This window comes from Streptomyces sp. NPDC096176, assembly GCF_044763255.1.
Classification (GTDB): domain Bacteria; phylum Actinomycetota; class Actinomycetes; order Streptomycetales; family Streptomycetaceae; genus Streptomyces.
The window spans coordinates 165,291-179,959 of the sequence record NZ_JBIWFV010000006.1 but is presented as its reverse complement, the minus strand read 5'-3'; the positions used below and the strand labels follow the sequence as shown (position 1 = coordinate 179,959).

Annotated in this window: 14 protein-coding genes; 8 read left to right on the top strand and 6 right to left on the bottom strand. The window is 72.0% G+C overall.

The features are described 5' to 3' along the window. Positions 1 to 82 precede the first annotated feature (82 nt). Positions 83 to 1,321, top strand: coding sequence for a glycosyltransferase 87 family protein (locus ACIQ7Q_RS18475; protein ID WP_403862633.1), 1,239 nt, complete (start codon positions 83 to 85; stop codon positions 1,319 to 1,321). Here the strand turns inward: ACIQ7Q_RS18475 and ACIQ7Q_RS18470 are convergent. The 5 genes from ACIQ7Q_RS18470 to ACIQ7Q_RS18450 all read right to left on the bottom strand — a co-directional run bounded on the left by ACIQ7Q_RS18470 (position 1,275) and on the right by ACIQ7Q_RS18450 (position 6,860). Beyond that, positions 1,275 to 2,495 (bottom strand): hypothetical protein, encoded by a 1,221-nt coding sequence (locus ACIQ7Q_RS18470; protein WP_403862630.1) that lies wholly within the window; start codon positions 2,493 to 2,495, stop codon positions 1,275 to 1,277. The genes ACIQ7Q_RS18475 and ACIQ7Q_RS18470 overlap by 47 nt on opposite strands. 93 nt (positions 2,496 to 2,588) lie before the next feature. Next, positions 2,589 to 3,617: an NlpC/P60 family protein gene (locus ACIQ7Q_RS18465; protein ID WP_403862627.1), complete on the bottom strand. Its 1,029-nt coding sequence runs from the start codon at positions 3,615 to 3,617 to the stop codon at positions 2,589 to 2,591. Between the two features lie 245 nt (positions 3,618 to 3,862). Further along, complete coding sequence (locus ACIQ7Q_RS18460; RefSeq protein ID WP_403862624.1) at positions 3,863 to 4,888, bottom strand: NlpC/P60 family protein; 1,026 nt, start codon at positions 4,886 to 4,888, stop codon at positions 3,863 to 3,865. 327 nt (positions 4,889 to 5,215) lie between these two features. Next, positions 5,216 to 6,580, bottom strand: a complete 1,365-nt coding sequence (locus tag ACIQ7Q_RS18455; protein WP_403862621.1) for an NYN domain-containing protein — start codon at positions 6,578 to 6,580, stop codon at positions 5,216 to 5,218. A gap of 37 nt (positions 6,581 to 6,617) precedes the next feature. Next, a complete protein-coding gene (locus ACIQ7Q_RS18450) occupies positions 6,618 to 6,860 on the bottom strand; it encodes a hypothetical protein (protein WP_037774904.1) in 243 nt (80 codons plus the stop codon). A 151-nt stretch (positions 6,861 to 7,011) separates the two neighbouring features. Between ACIQ7Q_RS18450 and ACIQ7Q_RS18445 the strand changes: the two genes are divergently transcribed. The 7 genes from ACIQ7Q_RS18445 (at position 7,012) to ACIQ7Q_RS18415 (ending at position 13,211) form a co-directional block, all read left to right on the top strand. After that, a complete protein-coding gene (locus ACIQ7Q_RS18445; protein WP_403862618.1) occupies positions 7,012 to 7,743 on the top strand; it encodes a rhomboid family intramembrane serine protease in 732 nt (243 codons plus the stop codon). Further along, the gene (locus ACIQ7Q_RS18440; protein ID WP_356634894.1) at positions 7,740 to 8,021 is read left to right on the top strand and encodes an Lrp/AsnC ligand binding domain-containing protein; all 282 of its coding nucleotides are present in this window, start codon (positions 7,740 to 7,742) and stop codon (positions 8,019 to 8,021) included. Before ACIQ7Q_RS18445 ends, ACIQ7Q_RS18440 begins: the two co-directional genes overlap by 4 nt. A 152-nt stretch (positions 8,022 to 8,173) precedes the next feature. After that, on the top strand, positions 8,174 to 8,467 hold the full coding sequence (locus ACIQ7Q_RS18435) for a small hydrophilic protein (RefSeq protein WP_403862615.1): 294 nt from the start codon (positions 8,174 to 8,176) through the stop codon (positions 8,465 to 8,467). Next, on the top strand, positions 8,436 to 9,881 hold the full coding sequence (locus ACIQ7Q_RS18430; protein WP_403862613.1) for an ATP-binding protein: 1,446 nt from the start codon (positions 8,436 to 8,438) through the stop codon (positions 9,879 to 9,881). The genes ACIQ7Q_RS18435 and ACIQ7Q_RS18430 overlap by 32 nt, the downstream gene beginning before the upstream one ends. Next, positions 9,878 to 10,537 carry a response regulator transcription factor gene (locus ACIQ7Q_RS18425; protein ID WP_403862610.1) on the top strand — a complete coding sequence of 220 codons (660 nt, stop codon included), beginning with the start codon at positions 9,878 to 9,880 and terminating at the stop codon, positions 10,535 to 10,537. The genes ACIQ7Q_RS18430 and ACIQ7Q_RS18425 overlap by 4 nt, the downstream gene beginning before the upstream one ends. A gap of 86 nt (positions 10,538 to 10,623) precedes the next feature. Then, positions 10,624 to 12,054 carry an SLC13 family permease gene (locus tag ACIQ7Q_RS18420; protein ID WP_403862607.1) on the top strand — a complete coding sequence of 477 codons (1,431 nt, stop codon included), beginning with the start codon at positions 10,624 to 10,626 and terminating at the stop codon, positions 12,052 to 12,054. Then, positions 12,051 to 13,211 carry a glycerate kinase gene (locus ACIQ7Q_RS18415; protein WP_403862604.1) on the top strand — a complete coding sequence of 387 codons (1,161 nt, stop codon included), beginning with the start codon at positions 12,051 to 12,053 and terminating at the stop codon, positions 13,209 to 13,211. Before ACIQ7Q_RS18420 ends, ACIQ7Q_RS18415 begins: the two co-directional genes overlap by 4 nt. Positions 13,212 to 13,218: 7 nt before the next feature. Here the strand turns inward: ACIQ7Q_RS18415 and ACIQ7Q_RS18410 are convergent, their stop codons facing one another. Next, on the bottom strand, positions 13,219 to 14,580 hold the full coding sequence (locus tag ACIQ7Q_RS18410) for an aminotransferase class V-fold PLP-dependent enzyme (RefSeq protein WP_403862602.1): 1,362 nt from the start codon (positions 14,578 to 14,580) through the stop codon (positions 13,219 to 13,221). Positions 14,581 to 14,669 lie beyond the last annotated feature (89 nt).

Here is a 14,669-nt window from a genome sequence, read left to right as displayed (position 1 = left end):
CACGGCCCCGCCTCGTCCCTCCGAACCGCCCGGCCGGGCATCATGGCAACGCCCATTCCCCCACGAAAGGGGCGACACGGCCATGGCGGTGGCGAACGGCGCCCGGCATCCCGTCGCGGTGTGGGTCCTGACGAGGACGGCGCTGCTGCTCCTGGTCCTCGGCGTCCTCACCTATCCCGGTCCCGATGTCACGACTGATGTCTCGGTGATCTACCAGGGCTGGCAGGAGGTGCTGCGCACCGGTACGTATCCGCGCGACGACATCACCTGGCAGTACCCGCCCGGCGCCGCACTCGTGATCGTCGCACCCGGCCTGCTCCCCGGCCTCGACTACACCTCCGCCTTCATCGTGCTCGCACTGCTGTGCGACCTGCTGGTCCTCGCGCTGCTCCTGCGCGCGGAGCGGCACGGTACCCGCCGGCGCGGCACCTGGACGTGGGTCGCCGGTGTGCCGCTGCTCGGACCCACCGTCTACGCCCGCTACGACCTGATGGTGACCGCCGTCGCCGTCGCCGCCCTCCTCGCCTCGGCCCGCCGGCCGGCCGTGATGGGCGCGCTGGCGGGCCTCGGCGCGCTGCTGAAGGTATGGCCGCTGCTGGTGCTCCTGGGCACCCCGCGCGGCCGGGTCACCCGGCGTTGCTGGGCCGCCGCGGCGGTCACGGCCGTCGTGCCCGCGCTCGTGCTGGCCGCGGTGATGCCCGGCGCGCTGGCCTTCCTCACCTTCCAGCGCGACCGCGGCACCGAGGTCGAGTCGCTGGGGTCTCTCGTCTTCCATGTGGCACGCCACTTCGGCTGGCAGGGCGAGGTGTTGTTCAACTACGGGTCCGTCGAGTTCCTCGGCCCGTACGTCCCGCTCGTCAGCCGCCTCGCCCTCGCACTGTCGCTCGCGGCGCTGGGCTGGCTGGCGTTGTGGCGGGCCCGGGCCAAGGAGTTCGACGCCGCCACGGTGTGCGACGCGGCGTTCGCCGCCGTGCTGCTGTTCACCACCACGAGCCGGGTGATCAGCCCTCAGTACATGGTGTGGCTGGTCGGCCTCGCCGCCGTGTGCCTGGTCCACCGGGCCACCGCGATGGCGCGGCCGGCCATGCTGGTGCTGGCGGCGACCGGCGTGACGCTGCTGGAGTTCCCGGTGTGGTTCTCGCACGTCGTGGCGAGCGACCCGCTCGGCATCACGCTGCTCGTGGTGCGCAACGGGCTGCTGGTGGCCGCCACCCTCGACGCGTGCCTGCGGCTGTGGCGTCGGACGGTCACGGCGGAGCCCGGCCGGGGGCGGGCTACGGGCCCAGACGCTCGAGCAGATAGCCCCGCCACATCGCGGTGAACGCGTCCGGCGTCGTGCCCAGCTCCTCGCTCAGCGCGCGCTCCACCGCGCCGTCCCGGTGCTCGCCCTCGCCCACGGACCGGTAGAAGGCGGTGAGCTTCTTCTCGCCCCACCGCTCGGCGATCAGCTCACAGGCCAGCCGGCCGCCCTCGTACGCCCGGGCCGTCGCGCCCGCGTCCCCGCCGAAGGTGAAGTCGCGGTCGTCCGGCAGGACGGCGGGCACGTCGCCCGCCCGGACGGCCTCCTGCAGTTCGGGCGCGGCCTCCCCGGCGGTGCGACCCGTGCCGCGGTAGGCGACCCAGTCCGCGAAGCCCTCCGACAGCCACATCGGGGTCGCCGGCGAGGTGTGGGCGCGGGTCGCGACATGGGTGGCCTCGTGGGTGAGCACGATCCCCTGCCCGAAGTCGCCGAGCAGCCCGTACGCCTCCGGATTGACGACCACCCGGTCGGCGGGCGAGGTGTCCTTCGGGTTCGTCTCGCCGGTGGTGACCGCCGCGATGCCCTTGTAGCCGGCGGCGGGCGCGCCCAGCAGCCTGCCCATCGCCTCCACGGAGGGCGGTACGAGCACGACCACACGGCCGGCCCACTCGCCCGGCCACGCCTTGGACACCTCCGGCACGGCGCGGTCGGTAACCGTCGCGAGTTCACGCAGCCGCTTCTCGTCCTGGCCGACCCCGAGGACGATGCTGCGGCTGCCCCGCACGACCTGCACGTCGCCCTGGTGCCACAGCTGCTGCAGGGCGCCGGCGCCGCGGCGGTCGGCCGTCACGTACCAGCGGCCGTCGCGCTCGGCCAGCTCCAGCGTGCGCGAGGCGACCACAGGGGCGGAGTCGTAACCGGCGATGCGGTAGCGCAGCTCGGTGTCCGCGACGGCCTGAGAGCCTTTGTGGCGCAGACCCTTGATGCGGTACTCCCAGGAGCCCAGCGGCACGTCCGCGAGGTTGTCGAACTCCGCGCCCTGAGCGGCCCGGAGCTTCGCCGCGCCGGGCTCGAGCGAGGCGAGATAGCCGGCGCGGTCGTGATCGAGCACGGCGGCGGCGCGGGCGTCCAGCGTCCGCTGGATCTCCTCGAGGGTCGGGTCCAGGGGCCTGTCCCCGGCGGTGCACGCGGACGCGACCACCAGCACGGCGAGCCCGAGCCCCGCCGTGCGCCGCGGGCGCCCATGACCTATCACCCTGCGATGGTACGTAACCGGCCCCCACCAGCGCCCCTGCCGGATCCGGGCCCCTGCGCCGCGAAACCCCAGCGGGGCGGAGCGCCGCCCGCGCTACACCCGCGTCACCGCGTTCACCGGCATCATCCCCACCGGGTCGTATCGCACCGACGCACCCGGATACGGCGCGTGCACCACCTGCCCGTTCCCCACGTACATGCCCACATGGCTGGCGTCGCTGCGATACGTGACGATGTCGCCGGGCCGCGCCTCCGCCAGGGACACCCGACGGCCGGCGTGCGCCTGTGCCTGGGAGGTGCGGGGCAGGCCCACGCCCGCCTGGGCGTACGACCACTGGACGAGGCCGGAACAGTCGAAACCGGACGGCCCGTTCGCGCCCCATACGTACGGGCGGCCGACGACGCTGCGGGCCGCCATCGTCGCGGCGGCCGCGTGCGGGGAGCCTGCTACGAGGCCGGTCAGGTCGGGGAGTTCGCCGCGGGCGGAGCGCGAAGCCCGGTCGTATGCCTCCCGTTCCTCGGCGGGCAGGGCGTTCAGCAGTCGGCGGGCCTCGCCCAGTTTGCGTTCGACGGTGCGCTTGTGGCGTGCCACGGCGCTGCGGCTGCGTTCGAGCTCCGCGAGGTCCTGGGCGGCCTCGGCGCGCTCCTGGCCGAGGCCGCGCTGCTCGCGGCGGAGGTCCGCGAGGGCACTGGTGTGGCGTTCGCTGATGCGGTCGAGGGTCGCCGCTGCCTCGAGGTAGCTGTCCGGGTCCTTGGACAGCAGCAGCGCGAGGGCGGGGTCCATGCCGCCGGAACGGTACTGGGCGCCCGCCACGGAACCGAGCGCTTCGCGCATCCGGTTGATCCGCTCCTGGCTGCGGGCGACCCTGTCCTGCGCGTGCAGTACCTGGTCGTTGAGCTGTTCGACGTGTTCACCGGCCTTGTTGTATTTCTCCGTGGCCTGCTCCGCCTCTTGGTGGAGCCGGTCGACCTTGGCCCGGGTGGCCTCGGCGGTGTCCCTCGGTTCCGCGCCCGCCGGTACGGCCGTGAGGGCGGCGGCGGCGGCCGCAGCCGCGGACAGGACGGTGCCACGGGCGACGCTCCGGGTGAGGCCGGACTGTGAGGGTCGGCGGTGGGAAACCACGGGCCGCGCTCCCTTCCGCAGGACTTCCGCAGCGGTTGCACGGGACTTCCGTGCAACCGGGTTCGGTGCGCGGCAGAGAGTAGCCGGGTGAACACAAGCCGGCCAAAGGCACTTCCGGGCATACAAAGTGACGCCCCGCCGGAGACCACAAGGTCACCGGCGGGGCGTCGGGTCAGCCTGGAGGGACGGAATTCCCCCGTTCGGGCGGGTGTGAAGTCCCGCCGAACGCTCCGTCCGACCGTCCGTCAGATACGCACTCCGAACTGGAACGGCATGTTGTTGATCGACTCGTAGCGGACGTTGGTCCCGCTGCGCGGGGCGTGCAGCACTTGCCCGTTGCCCGCGTAGAAGCCGACGTGGTGCAGGTCGCCGTAGAAGATGACCAGGTCACCCTGCTTGAGCTGGCTCTGCGAGTAGATGCGGGAGCCGGCGTTGGCCTGCGCCTGCGAGGTGCGCGGGATGGAGACACCGGCCTGGGCGAACGCCCAGGAAGTGAGCCCGGAGCAGTCGAAGGAGTTGGGGCCGGAGGCCCCGTACACATACGGCTTGCCTATCTGGGACTGCGCGGCGGCGAAGGCGGCGGACGCGCGCTGCGAGGCGGGCACGGCCGGGCCGAGGTCGACGCGGGCGCTCGCGCGGTTGGCGCGGGTCTCGTCGGCGGCGAGCGCAGCGCGCTCAGCGGCGGTCAGGGAGTTGAGGAGCGTCTGCGCTTCCGCGAGCTTCCCCTGGACTTCCTTCTTCTTGTCGCCGAGGGTCTTGCGGGTCTCCGCCAGATCGCCGAGCTTGCTCTGGGCCTCCTGGCGCTGCTGCGCGAGGGTGCGCTGCTTGGCCTGGATCTCCTGGATCGCCTCGGTCTGCTTGGCGCCGAGCTGGTCCAGCGCGGAGGCCTTGTCGAGGTAGGTGTCCGGGTCGCCGGAGAGGAAGAGCTGCACGGAGGGGTCGATGCCACCGGTGCGGTACTGGGCGCTCGCCACAGAACCCAGGCTGTCCCGGAGGGTGTTGAGCTCGTCCTGGCCGCGGGCGACCTTGTCCTGCAGCGCGTCGATCTGCTCGTCGAGCTTCTCCTGCTGCTCCTTGGCCCCGTTGTACTTCTCGGTGGCCTTCTCCGCCTCTTCGTAGAGCTTGTCGACCTTCTCCTTGACCTCGCTCTTGCTCGGCTTCGGGTCGGCCTGGGCGGTCTGGGCGGTCAGGGCGACGGCGGCTGCGGCGGTCGCGGTGAGCACGGTCACGCGGGTGCGGCTCGGCTGCTTGGGACGACGGTGGGACGCCACGAAGGCGAGCTCCTTCTTCCTCGAGCCGCCTACCGGGCGTGGGGGGTCGAATCCCCGGCTGTTCGCGCGTCGAACCCGGGGGAAATGGGGCGAACTGCACGAACTAGGCGGTTCCTTCACTGTCACCCCGGATGGGTGATCAACCGCGCGAAGGTTCGAGGCCTGACCTTAGTGACCTTCTCGTGATCAGTTCAAATCCTCGCAGGAAAAATCTCGCCCCGCGAGGTGTTTCTTTACTCTCATCACACGCGTAGTAATGGTTACTTGACGCAACGTCCCACCTGCGTTGACGCCAAAACGGGCATATGCCGTAGGAGTTGCCAGACTCTACGAGACGCGCGAAAGCCGCTTGAGCAACAAGGCGGACGCGACCGGCCTGGCGCCCGCCTTCGCGACACCGTCGGCCACTTCACGGTCGGTCGAGACGACCACCACGGGCCGGCCGGGCGGCTCCGCACGCACCAGCTGACGGATCAGCTCGTCGGCGGTCACACCCGCCTTGGAGAAGAGCACGCGCACCCCGCGCGGCGGCGCCAGCAGCACCGGCGCGGCCAGTTCAGCCCCGTCGAAGACACAGGTGATCTCGGCCCCGGAGCGGGCGGCGAGCATGGACAGCCCGCCCAGCAGCCGCAGCCGCTGCTTCTCCAGCGGCATCGTCGGATAGCCGGTCTTGGTGACGTTGTAGCCGTCCACGACCAAATGCGCCTGGGGCAGCGCCAGCAGCTGATCCAGGAGGGCGGGGTCCGTCTCGGACAGCGCACGGGCCGCGATGTCCTTGGGCGACATCCGCCCGGGTTCTACGGCCTCCACCGTGTCGGCCGGGTGGATGCCGGCCGGCGGCAGGGCCAGCTCGCGGCGTAGCCCCTGTGCGGCGTCCAGCACCGTGTCCAGGAGCAGCCGCAGCCGCATGTCCTCGATGGAGCGACCCTCACGGGCGGCCCGGCGGCCCGCTTCGACGGCGGCCTCCGCCTCCGCCAGACGCGCCTTGAGCCGCCGCGTCTCGCTCTCGGCGGCCGACACCTGGGTCGCCGCCTGGGCCCTGATGCCGTCGATCTCCGCTTCCCTGCGACGCAGGGCGGCCTCGCCGCGCTTCACATCGGCCTGGGCGCTGCGCAGCTTGCGGTGGAGCGACTCGCTCTCCTTGCGGGCGCCCTCGAGTTCGGTCCGCAGCCGGTCGGTCTCGCTCCTGATCTGGCCGCGGGCCTCCGCCAGTTCCTCGCGCAGCCGGTCCAGCTCGCGCCGGCCCGCCTCGTCGGCGCGCTCGGCGTCGGCCCGCAGGGCCTCCTCGCCCGCGGCGGCGACCATCTTCACCCAGCCGGGGGGACGCAGCACATAGGCGGCTGCCGCCACGTCGACGGGGTCGGCGGCGGCAGGCGGCGCACCGGACTCGAGCGCCGCGGCCAGCTCGGGCTGGGCCTTGCCCAACCGTTCGCCGATGCGCTGGCGGAAGAGAGGGTCGCTCTCCATCGCGGCGGCCATCGCGTTCCCTGCGAACTTGGCGCGCCGGGTGGGGGTGAATCGGGCGTACTGGCGCAACTGTGCCGGAAGTTCGGCGACGGTCAGGCCGCCGAACGCGTCGGAGACCAGGGCGACGACCCGTCGTCGAATCCCCTCCGGCAGCGGGCGGTCGAGCGCCTCGGCGGCGTCGCCGGCCGCACCGGCCGACTCGGCGCCGTTGTCAGGCTGCTCCACGATCCGTCACCCCTACCACCCGTGCGGGCCGCTCCGTTCAGGAGCCGGCGCCCGGCCTGTCCACCAGCTCGATCTGGTCCACCGCGTTGCACCAACGGCACCGGACCGACTCGATGGTCTCACTGACGACCTCGCGCTCCTCCACTGTCGGCTCTCCCGCCAGGTCCAGATGGACGTATTCCACGACCTTCGAGGAGCGCGTGACGTCGAAGCGCGTGAGGTTGCCGCAGAGTGTGCAGCGCCACCGGGTGTCAGCGGTCGGCGAGGGAACCGTCGTCATCGTGCCGTCCTCTTTCGTCATGCGGGATGCTGGTGCCGCGGTGCGCCGTCGAACTGCGGATGTACTGCCTGCAACCCTACGGCCTCGCGGGTATCCCATGGCGCGGCGAGGCACTCTGTACCGTTCGGTCCCGCTAAGCCATGCTCTGTCCATGATCAGTCGGTGGGGCACGGCCAGGCATGCGATCCGGAACGCGGTGAGAGGTCCCGCCGTGACATACGGCCTGATCGCGGTCTGCTGCGCGATCTTCGTCATCAGCCCGGTCTCCGGTCTGAACCTCTCGTACGGCCTCGGCGACCGGCTGCTCGCCGCCCAGGCGGCGTACTTCGAACGGTGGGGAGTGATCCCCGCCGAACTGATGGCCGGCTCCCCGGGCGCCCTGCTCACCCCGCTCACCGCCCTGTTCGTGCACGGCAGTTGGCTGCACCTGCTCGGCAACATGCTCTTCCTCTTTGTGTTCGGCGCGATGGCCGAGGAGCGGATGGGCCGGCTCGGCTTCGCGCTCTTCTACACAGGGGCCGGCTATCTCGCGCTGCTCGTCTATGCGGCGGTCAACGACAACTCGGAGCAGACCCTGGTGGGTGCGTCGGGGGCCATCTCCGCCGTGCTCGGAGCGTTCCTCTTCCTCTTCCCCAGGGCCCGGGTGACCAGTCTCTTCCCCTTCCTCTTCTTCCTGCCACTGCGCTTCCCCGCCTGGGCGGTACTGATCTTCTGGTTCGTCCTGCAGTGGTTGGCGGCCAGGGCCGCGGGCAGCGGGCCGGGCGTCGCGTATCTGGCGCACCTGGTGGGGTTCGGGGCGGGCTTCGTCTACGCGTGGGGCCGCTACGGGCGTGGGACTAGAGTGAACGCATCTGCAGCGACCGAGGGAGAAAGCCAGCCGTGATCACCGCGATCGTGCTCATCAAGACCAGCGTGGACCGCATCCCCGAGATCGCCGAGTCGATCGCCGCGCTGGACAGCGTCAGCGAGGTCTTCTCCGTCACCGGCACCTACGATCTGATCGCCATGGTCCGGGTGGCCAGGCACGACGACCTGGCGGATGTGATTCCCGGCCGGATCAGCAAGATCCAGGGCGTCGAGGCGACCGACACCCACGTCGCCTTTCGCACCTACTCCCAGCACGACCTGGAGGCGGCGTTCGCGATCGGCCTGGACGCGTAGCACGGGAGGCGGCGCCCCGCCCCGGCGTCCCAGAGACCGGTCGCGGAGCCCAGGCCCGCGGGGCAGAAGCCCCACCGGCCACAAGCCCCAGATGAAGGAATCCTCATCCTGGCCTCATCCGGGATTTCGGCCCCGGCGCGAGGATGACCGGCATGGCCTTCACCCACCATATGGCGACACTCGCCGCCATCGTCGCCATCCCTCTGGGCATCGCGGCGACCAGCTACGCCCTGACCGATGCACCCCGGACGCCCCGCGTGCCGCCCGCCGTGGAACTGGACGCCACCCCGCGTCCGGCTCCGCCGCCCACGGGCAGCCCGGCCGGCACCCCCTCGGGCACACCGACCGGTACCCCGCCGAGCACCGCGCCCACCTCGGACGCGGTCGTACCCGGCCCGCCGGCCACCGACGACGATGACGACGACGACCTCGGTGAAGAGAACTGACCGCCGGATCTCCGCACGGGTCCGCATTCTGCTCTGGCTGCTGCTGATGATGACGGTGGCCCTCGCCGCAGTGGCCACGACCACCCGCTCCCTGCTGCTGAGGGACATCGACCACCGGATCAACCAGCTGCTCACCCAGGAGAGCCAGGAGTTCGCGAACTTCATCCCCCAGAGTGTCGATCCGGACACCGGCCGCAGCTTCACCGACCCGGCGAAACTGCTCCATGTCTTTCTGCGACGCCAGTACTCCGACCCCGACGAGGAGCTCCTGGGCCTGACCCGGCCGCCCGGACAGGGCCTTCACGTCATACGGCAGTCCCGCGACATAAGGGCCTCGGTCGCACTCCACCCCGACCGCGCCCTGCTCGCCGCGGTCTTCGACTCGAAGGCCCGCTCCGGCGTCCTCGACCGGCCGGAGGGCGAGGTGCGCTGGGCGAAGGTGTCCATCGACTCCGCAGGACCGCAGGGCCCTGCGGCCTTCGTCGTCGCCTTCCACGCCGACCGCGAGCGGTCCATCGCCGACGACGCGTTCCGCACCCTGCTGGTGATCTCGGGTGTGGCGCTGCTGCTGACGACCGGCATCGGTTGGGTGGTCGCGGGCCGCATCCTGGCCCCGGTACGGCTGGTCAGGGCGACCGCGGAACAGCTGACCGAGCAGGACCTGACCCAGCGGATCCCCGTCCAGGGCCGCGACGACATCGCCGCGCTCGCCGAGACCTTCAACGCCATGCTCGACCGCCTGGAGCGGGCCTTCGCGGGCCAGCGCCAGTTCGTCGACGACGCAGGCCACGAGCTGCGCACCCCCATCACCATCGTGCGCGGGCACTTGGAGGTCATGGGCGACGACCCTGCCGAGCAGCGCGAGACCATCCGGCTGGTCACCGAGGAGCTCGACCGGATGAGCCGGATCGTGGAGGACCTGCTGCTGCTCGCCAAGGCCGAACGGCCCGACTTCATCCGCCCCGAGCCGGTTCAGCTCGGCGAACTGACCGCCGACGTCTTCGTGAAGGCGAGAGCGCTGGGCGAGCGGGACTGGGTGCTCGACCAGGTCGCCGACCGCGAGGCCGTGCTCGATCCGCAACGCATCACCCAGGCGATGGTCCAGCTCGCGCAGAACGCCGTCCAGCACACCGTCCCCGGCGCCCGGATACGGATCGGCTCACGCGAACTCGACAGCGGTGTCGAGCTGTACGTCGCCGACAGCGGTCCCGGCGTGCAGGAGCAGGACGCCGAGGTGATCTTCGAGCGGTTCCGGCGCGGCACCGCCCGCCGCGGCGCCCGGACCACCGGCGCCGGACTCGGCCTGTCGATCGTCCGGGCCATCGCGGAGGGACACCGGGGCGGCCGGGTCGAGCTGCGCCGCACCGACGGCGGAGGGGCAACATTCGTACTCGTCATGGAGGAAGCGCTGTGAACCGCATTCTGATCGCCGAGGACGAAGAGCGGATCGCGTCCTTCGTCGAGAAGGGGCTGCGCGCAGGCGGCTTCACCACCACGGTCGCCGCCGACGGGGACACCGCCCTCGCCTACGCGGTGACCGGCGGCTTCGACCTGATGCTGCTCGACATCGGGTTGCCCGGCCGGGACGGCTTCACCGTGCTGCGGGAGCTGCGCGAGGCGAGGGTGACCCTGCCCGTCGTCGTGCTGACGGCCCGCGACTCGGTACGGGACACGGTGGCGGGCCTGGAGGGCGGCGCCGACGACTGGATGACCAAGCCGTTCCGATTCGAGGAACTGCTCGCCCGTGTGCGGCTGCGGCTGCGCACCGCGGCCCGCGCCCCCGAGGTCACGGTGCTGCGCAGCGGCGACCTCAGCCTCGATCTGCGCACCCGCCGGGCGCGTGCGTCCGAGCGGACGGTGGATTTGACGGCCCGTGAGTTCGTGCTGCTGGAGCTGTTCCTGCGCCACCCCGGCCAGGTGCTGTCCCGGGAGCAGATCCTCTCCCATGTGTGGGGATACGACTTCGATCCTGGTTCCAACATCGTGGACGTGTATGTGCGGGCGCTGCGCAAGAAGCTCGGCGCGGCACGGCTGGATACCGTGCGGGGCATGGGCTACCGGATGCCGTAGCGCGGGCGGATTCAGGACAATCCGGATGAACTGTCCTTCATCGAAGGCTCATCGACGCCTCACGGCGGGCTTCGAGACTCGTCGTCGTGACCCTATCCCTCCGCCAGGCGGTCTGGCTGTGCGCGGCGCTCAGCGTCTGCGCCGTGTTCGCCGTCCCCACCGTTCTCCCCACGCTCAACGGTGAAGCCCGGTTCACGCTCGCCGTGTTCGCCGTCGCCACCTGCGTCTGGATCGCCGCTCCCGTCGACGACACCTATACGGCGCTGGGAGCGGGGCTCGCCCTGACGGCGACCGGGGTGATCAGTGCCGACACCCTCTTCGCCACCCTCGGCGACGCGACGATCTGGCTGCTGATCTGCGCGTTCGTGCTCGCCGCCGCGGTGGCGAGGACCGGGCTCGCGGGACGGGCGGCGGCGTTCCTGATCAGCGGGGCCCGCACCGTACGGCAGTTGGTGCATCTGAGCACCGCCGCGCTGGTCGTCACCGCGTTCGCGGTGCCGGCCACCTCGGGCCGTGCCGCGCCGGCCATGCCGGTCTTCCTCTCGCTCGCCAAGGCGCTGGCCGACCGGCGGCGGCTCGTAGTGATGCTGGCGCTGCTCTTTCCCACGGTCGTCCTGCTGTCGGCCGTCGCGACCCTCATCGGCGCCGGCGCGCATCTGATCACGGTCAGTGTGCTGTGGGAGCAGACCGGTGAGCGGCTCGGCTTCGTCCAGTGGCTGGTGCTGGGTTTGCCGCTGGCCGTCGTCTCCTCGCATCTGGCCGCGGAGATTGTGCTGTTGACGACCACCTCGCGGGCCGAGCGGCGCGGACCGGTGAAGATCACCGCCGCGCTGCTCCAGCAGCACTCCCCCACACCCGTGACCGGCCCGCTGACCACCTCGGAGGCCCGCTGCCTGATGCTGCTGGGCACGGTGGTTGCTCTGTGGTGCAGCGAGCCTCTGCACGGGGTGCCGCCCGCGGTCGTCGCGTTGATCGGCGCGGTGGTGGCGTCCTCCCCCGCCCTCGGCACCGTACGGCTGAAGGACGGTCTGCGGACGGTGCCCTGGCCGCTGCTGCTGTTCATGGCGGCGACCACCGCGATGGGGGTGGCGCTCGCCGACTCGGGAGCAGCCGGGTGGCTGGTGGGCGGGCTGCCCGGGGGCCTGCCGGCCTGGCTGTTCCTCACCGTGATCGTCGTGGTCAGCACGGCCGCGCATCTTGTCCTGCAGTCCCGTTCCGCCCGCTCGTCGGTGCTCGTCCCCCTTGTGGTGGCGGCCGCCGTCGGCGCCGGAATCAACCCGGTCGCCGCCGCCCTCGCGTCCACCGCGGCTGCCGGTTTCTGCCACACCCTGCCCGCCTCCGCCAAGCCGGTCGCGCTCTTCGCCGACCCGCCGGACGGTGTGCCCACCTTCACGCGTCGCGACCTGCTGCGGCTGTCCGCGCTGCTCGCGCCGCTCAGCGCCGCCGTCGTGCTGCTGTTCGCCCTTGCCGTCTGGCCGCTGCTCGGCGTGCCCGTCCTCCTGGAGACCCAGCCATGAGCCGTACCCCCTACCGCATCGCCGTCGCACCCAGCGGTTTCAAGGAGTCCCTAACCGCCCGCGAGGCCGCGGAGGCGATCGCGGAGGGCCTGCGCCGGGTCGCACCCGACGCCGACCTCGATCTGATCCCGCTCGTCGACGGGGGCGAGGGCACGGCGGAGGCACTGGCGGCCGCGACCGGCGGCCGGCTCGTGCCGCGGGTCGCCATCGGCCCGCTCGGCAGCCCGGTGCCCACCCACTTCGCCCTGCTCGGCGACGGCACCGCGGTCGTCGAGATGGCCGCCGTCGCCGGGCTCGCCCTGGTGCCGCCGGACCGCCGGGACCCGTGCGCCACCACCACGTACGGAGTGGGCGAGCTGATCCGCGCCGCGCTGGACTCGGGGGTGAAGCGGATCCTGGTCGGCTGCGGCGACTCCGGCACCTCCGACGGCGGGGCGGGCGCACTCCAGGCGCTCGGCGTCCGCCTCCTCGACGCCGACGGGGTCGAACTGCCTTCGGGAGGCGGGGCGTTGCGGCGTCTGGCGCGGATCGACCCTGCCGGCCTCGACCCTCGCATCCGCACCACCGAGATCCTGGTGGCCTGCAACCCCTACAACGTGCTGTGCGGGCGGCAGGGCGTGGCCAGGGTCTTCGGCCCCCAGAAGGGCGCGACCCCGGCGCAGGTGGAGGATCTGTCGGCGGCACTGGAGCACTGGGCCTCCCACCTCGCCGCCGCGCTGCCTGCCTCCGTCGATCTGCGGGCGGCCCCCGGCACCGGTGCGTCGGGCGGGCTCGGCGCGGGCCTGGCCGCGATCGGCGCCCGGCTGCTGCCCCGCTTCGACGTGCTGCTCGACCACATCGACCTGGACGCCCGGCTCGCCCGCGCCGATCTGGTGATCACGGCAGAGGGCGCACTCGACGACCAGACCGTACGCGGCAAGATCCCGGCGGAGGTTGCGCACCGGGCCCGGGCCGCCGAAGTGCCCGTGCTCGCCCTCGCCGGCACCCTCGGCCACGGCGTCCGCGCGATCACCGCCGCGGGTGTGGACGCCTACGGCTCGATCGTGCCGGCCCCCGTACCGCTTCCGGAGGCGCTGGACCGCGCCGGCGAGTTTCTCGCCGACGCGGCCGAACGCGCGCTGCGCATGGTGCTGGTGGGGACGCGGCTCGCGGCGTGAACGGGCGTCAGCCGCGGTCGGGCACGCAACGGCCGTCCTCGGTGCGGTACTTCCACTGAGCACCGTCACGGACCAGTTCCTTCACGGCGCTCACGAACCGCTCCACGTGCTCGTCCGGCGTGCCCGCGCCGAAGCTGACGCGGATGGCGTTGAGGGACTTCTCCCCCGGCTTCGCCTCCGGCGCGCCGCACTCGCCGACGTCCTGCTGGTCACCGCCCAGCAGGGTGCGCACCAGCGGGTGGGCGCAGAAGAGGCCGTCGCGCACACCGATGCCGTATTCGGCGGAGAGCGCCGCGGCGAAGTGCGAGCTGTTCCAGCCCTCCACCACGAAGGAGATGACACCGACCCGCGGTGCGTCGTCGCCGAACAGGGACAGCACCTTGACCTCGGGCACCTCGGCGAGCCCCTCGCGGACCTTCGCGATCAGGTGCCGCTCCCGGGCGACCAGTCCGTCGAACCCCGCCTCGGTGAGCGCCTTGCAGGCGGAGGCGATCGAGTAGACGCCGATCACGTTCGGGGAACCGGCCTCGTGCCGGGCGGCGGTGGTGTGCCACTCGACGTCCACCCCGCCGTCGGTCCGCCGCGTGACCTTCCGGGAGGCGCCACCGCCCGCGAGGTACGGCTCCGCGGCCTGCAGCCAGTCGGACCGTCCGGCGAGCACGCCGGAGCCGAACGGCGCGTACAGCTTGTGCCCGGAGAAGGCCACCCAGTCGACGTCCAACTCCTGTACGGACACCGGGTGGTGTGGCGCCAGCTGAGCGGCGTCGAGCACGATGCGGGCGCCGTGGGCGTGGGCGGCGGCGGCGAGTTCCTTCACCGGCCACAGCTCACCGGTCACATTGGACGCGCCGGTGACGCAGACCAGCGCGGGACCGTAGGGGTCGCGGTCGGCCAGCGCGTGCTCCAGGGTCCGCACGGCCTCCGCCGGAGTACGGGGCGCGTTCAGGTAGGTCACACGGGCGTCGCTCCACGGCAGCAGCGAGGCGTGGTGCTCGGTCTCGAAGACGAAGACCTCGCAGCCGGCCGGCAGCGCGGCGGCGAGCAGGTTGAGGGAGTCGGTGGTGGAGCGGGTGAAGACGACCTGGTCGGCGTCCCGGCAGTGGAGGAAGTCGTGGACCACGGCCCGGCTGTTCTCGAACAGATCGGTGGACAGCTGGGAGAGGTAGCCGGCCCCGCGGTGCACGCTGCCGTAGTACGGGGCGTACGCGGCCACGTCGTCCCAGACGCGCTGGAGCGCCGGGGCGCTGGCCGCGTAGTCGAGGGCGGCGTAGGTGACTTCGCCGCCGGTGACGAGCGGAACGGTGACGTCCCGGCCGAGGACCGGCAGCGGGGCACAGAGGGACAGGTCGGCAGTGGTGGCGACAGACATGGCGAACTCCCGTACGGGCAGGCGAAAACGGTGCGTCGACGCAGCACAGGGCGGAGCACCGCAAGAGAAAAGGGTGACCGGAGAAGGGG